The following is a 3,524-nucleotide window of genomic DNA, read 5'->3' as shown; positions in this document are numbered from 1 at the left end:
GCATTCAGTTATCATCCTTGCCGCTGTTATCGTCTTTGCTGTCATGCTTTTCGGAGGCCGTTTCGTTCTTGTCGTAAAAAAACTCCTCTACGGTCTCATTTTCGTCAGGTGATTTTCGGCAGCTTTGCTTTCTTTGCTGCTCCCCCAAATGGCTGCCAGTAACCTCCCGAAGGCTTTCGATATGTTAAACAGAAAGTCTACGCTGCAAAGCGAATAAGCAAAACTCAGAATAACATAGATACCCGCATACCACACTGCTATGCCCAGAGCAGAAAGAATCCCAATAAACCAATTCCTGGTCAATCCGGCAGCAAGAAATGGCCAAACATAATCTTCATTCAAATGGACAATCACAACAAAAATTAATATTCCGGTAACAGTTACCAGAAACTCCGGCAAATTATCAATGATTGTTTTAAACAGCTCTCTTAACCTGCAAAGAACATCTGACATATCCGGCCTCTCTTTGACGCTGCATCCCAGACTTAAAAATTCAGCAATATCATCATAGTACTTAAAACGTCCATAGGATGGAGAGATACGGTTTTCTTTCTCAGCAATACCCACACAATACCCACAGCAATGCCCGCAACAATAACACTCAAAGCTGCCATTAATTCCTCATAAGGCGGCCCAGTTCATGGTATCTGCAGAAATATACGCTACGGCCGGGAGAGAGAAAGCTCCTGAATAACAGCCGCTGAGATCAAGGCAGGTTCCCTTGCCTGCATTCAGTCACCGTTCTTGTCAGAGTTTTCAGGCTGAGTCCCGTTCTTGTCGCAAATAAACTCTTCTCCGGATTCCTCTTTGGCGGGCTTGTTTTTTCTGTTTTTCCAATAATCGTCCACTTTATTAGAAAAGGCCTCGAGTTTCTCTTCGAAAAATTTCATGAATAAAAACCCGCGAACAATGATGCCGACAAACCCTGAAAAAATAAACCAGAGTATCATGCCGATAACAGAAAGAATGGCACAGAACCAGTTCTTGGACAATCCCGCAGTAAGAAACGGCCAGACATAATCCCACGCATACCCGTAGGCAATCATAATCCAAATTCCTGTTGCAAAAGACGCGAGGCACAATACAGCCAGGAGGCCATACCCGGCCCAGTCCTGACGGATCATTTTGTAAAAATCTCTCAGCTTCCAAAGAATATCTGCCAGCATACTCGGCCTCTGTTTTACTTGTGTTGACGATACTTAAGATAATAATACTTAAGGTGTTCATAGGATGGATTAATATCGGATACTTTCTCAAAAAGATAATTTCAGCCGTGATTTGATCTCCATCTGAGAGAACAAGCAAGCTCCAAACAGACTATACAGAAACAGCTCTGGCTTAGATGGCGTCCGGCCTGGGCATGGGATACCAGCTAACCAGCGGGAAGTCATAAGGGTCTCCTTTTCTTCTCACGCCGTTGACTTTTCTTCTCATTTTGATTGATTTGAGACGAAATGAATAATGAATGAGACGAATGAAGAGCAGTTAACCAGACGCGCGCTGAGTTGCTATCCTGCCGCTGTCTCGCTAAAGAAGCGCTTACCCAAAACTGAGATACCTGTGCGGTACTCCGACTTCCAGATGGCCTTTCTGGCTTCATCCCCTCCTGTTCTGATGCGGGCGATAAAAGGTTCCAGCTTCTGAAAGCCGGTACTCCGCCTTTTTTCGTAAAGCACCGGCTGTTCTTCGTAACAGAGTCTGGCACAGGAAAAGTCATCATGTACCCAGACCTTGAAGCAGTCATGAAGGCTGTACTCCAATTCACAGAATGCCCCCGGCCAGAGCCATCAGGAAATGGCACTCAAACTCCAGAGAGAAGAAAATTACCAAAAACACCCGTCTTTGGTCACAAAGGACAGGAAGTGTCTTTTCATCTGCACGCTCCGGAAATGCACGGCGGTAAAATTCCAGGCTGCATAAATCACCGAGGATGCGTGTTTTGAGGTATTAGGCAAAGCTTATTCGGCTCTATTGCCTGAACTTTTTGCGGCGGCAGGCCTTTTTACGGACAAGACTATGCAAGCACAGCCATAGATTAAAGACATCCAAAACAAGATTGTCGCAACATAAGAACCCCAAATCCAAAAGAAGGAACTGACAATATAAACCAGAACAGGCGTCGCAATTCCCATTGTCAAAGTGAACGGACGCCACTTCTTTTTAATCAGGCAGTAAACAGATAGTCCTATTAACGTTATTGACAGCAATGCTAAAGAACAAACTATCAGCATAACCCCGGATTGGTACGGCACAAAATATTCCTTCTTAATTGAGCTGTAAACAGAAAACAGTCCGGAATATACCACAAATATCCCATCTGATCTCATCAGCGCATTACTGAAATCTGAGATACCCTGCGCGGTACTCTTCCTGCCAGATGGCCCTTCTGGCTTCATCACCGCCGGTTCTGATACGGGCGATAAGAGGTTCCAGCTTCTGAAGCCTGTTCTTAGCATGTTTCCTGAAAATATCCGGCCTTTCTCCGTAATAAAAGAGGCCGGCAAAGGAAAAATCGTCCTCGGCCCGGGCCTCGAAACAGTCATAAAGGCGGTGCTCCGCTTCCATAAAACTTCGAGCGTCCACCAATGCTCTCAGCAGGTGGTATTCAAACTCCATGGGAGATGAAAAGTACCCGAAACAGCCGTCGCTGGCCACAAAGGACAGGAAGGGCTTTTTCATAGGGACACTCCGGAAATGCACCGTAAAATTTCCGCCGGCATAAATCACATTGGTCATTTTGCCGTCAGCGGAAATATTCTCAAAGGGATCCGCAACATCGTTATCGTCCTCGGTTATCTGATGAAGGCCATCTTCGTCAAAGATATAGCCCCGGGAATCTCCGGCCCACAGAAAATTCGCCTGACAGCAGTACTTGCTTTCGCTTTCTAACGGAACTATCAGCTGAATCGCCATGGTAGTGGGAAGTTCCTTGGAAAAAGAGCTTTTAAGACGAGTTACCTGCTCCTCCTTTAGTATTGATTTAAATTCTAGTAATGAATCCTTGATCATCTTCTTAAGATTCATCTTGTCCGCCCCCCCAAAATCAAAGTTTTCAGGAGCTGAATTTTCAGTAAGGTTCTTAAACCAGTCCCGAACTGTCAGAGCGGCAACGCGGGATGCGAGATAGGCACCGGATTTAAACTCTGCCCGGGAATAAGAACGGGCACCGGAACCTCCCAAGCCGTCAAAAACCCCGGCAAGAGAAGCCGTATCATTTACCTTAAGTACAGCGGCATCCTCTCCCCGATCGGAGAGCTTTTCAGAATAAACCACCATTGACTGGGTCAGAAACTTAATATTATTCGCCATAACATCATGATTTTAAATAAGATAAACAATTTGTAAAAGAAAATAATGAATATAAATAATGATTTAAATCATATAATTAACTTGAGACTAAAAAATATCAACTTCCCAAAATAAGAACGTTTGTTTGGTGAATTTCATGTTAGGGTCAGTACAGTGTATTTTGTAAAAATATAAAAGCTGAATCTTTATAAAAGATATAACAAAACAAATTATCA

4 protein-coding genes are annotated in these 3,524 nt (G+C 44.2%); all 4 read right to left on the bottom strand.

Annotation, left to right across the window (positions count from 1 at the left end):
* Window positions 1-87 precede the first annotated feature (87 nt).
* Complete coding sequence (locus ACJROR_RS10500) at window positions 88-567, bottom strand: hypothetical protein (RefSeq protein WP_406043829.1); 480 nt, start codon at window positions 565-567, stop codon at window positions 88-90.
* Between the two features lie 164 nt (window positions 568-731).
* Complete coding sequence (locus ACJROR_RS10495) at window positions 732-1,124, bottom strand: hypothetical protein (protein WP_406547010.1); 393 nt, start codon at window positions 1,122-1,124, stop codon at window positions 732-734.
* A gap of 384 nt (window positions 1,125-1,508) precedes the next feature.
* Window positions 1,509-1,760: a hypothetical protein gene (locus tag ACJROR_RS10490; protein ID WP_406547009.1), complete on the bottom strand. Its 252-nt coding sequence runs from the start codon at window positions 1,758-1,760 to the stop codon at window positions 1,509-1,511.
* Between the two features lie 574 nt (window positions 1,761-2,334).
* The gene (locus tag ACJROR_RS10485; protein WP_406547008.1) at window positions 2,335-3,309 is read right to left on the bottom strand and encodes a hypothetical protein; all 975 of its coding nucleotides are present in this window, start codon (window positions 3,307-3,309) and stop codon (window positions 2,335-2,337) included.
* Window positions 3,310-3,524 lie beyond the last annotated feature (215 nt).

Origin of the sequence: Succinimonas sp. (genome assembly GCF_045225735.1) — a bacterium.
Taxonomy (GTDB): Bacteria; Pseudomonadota; Gammaproteobacteria; order Enterobacterales; family Succinivibrionaceae; genus Succinimonas.
Note: the sequence above shows the minus strand (reverse complement) of the source record. Positions and strands in the feature narration are given on the sequence as shown.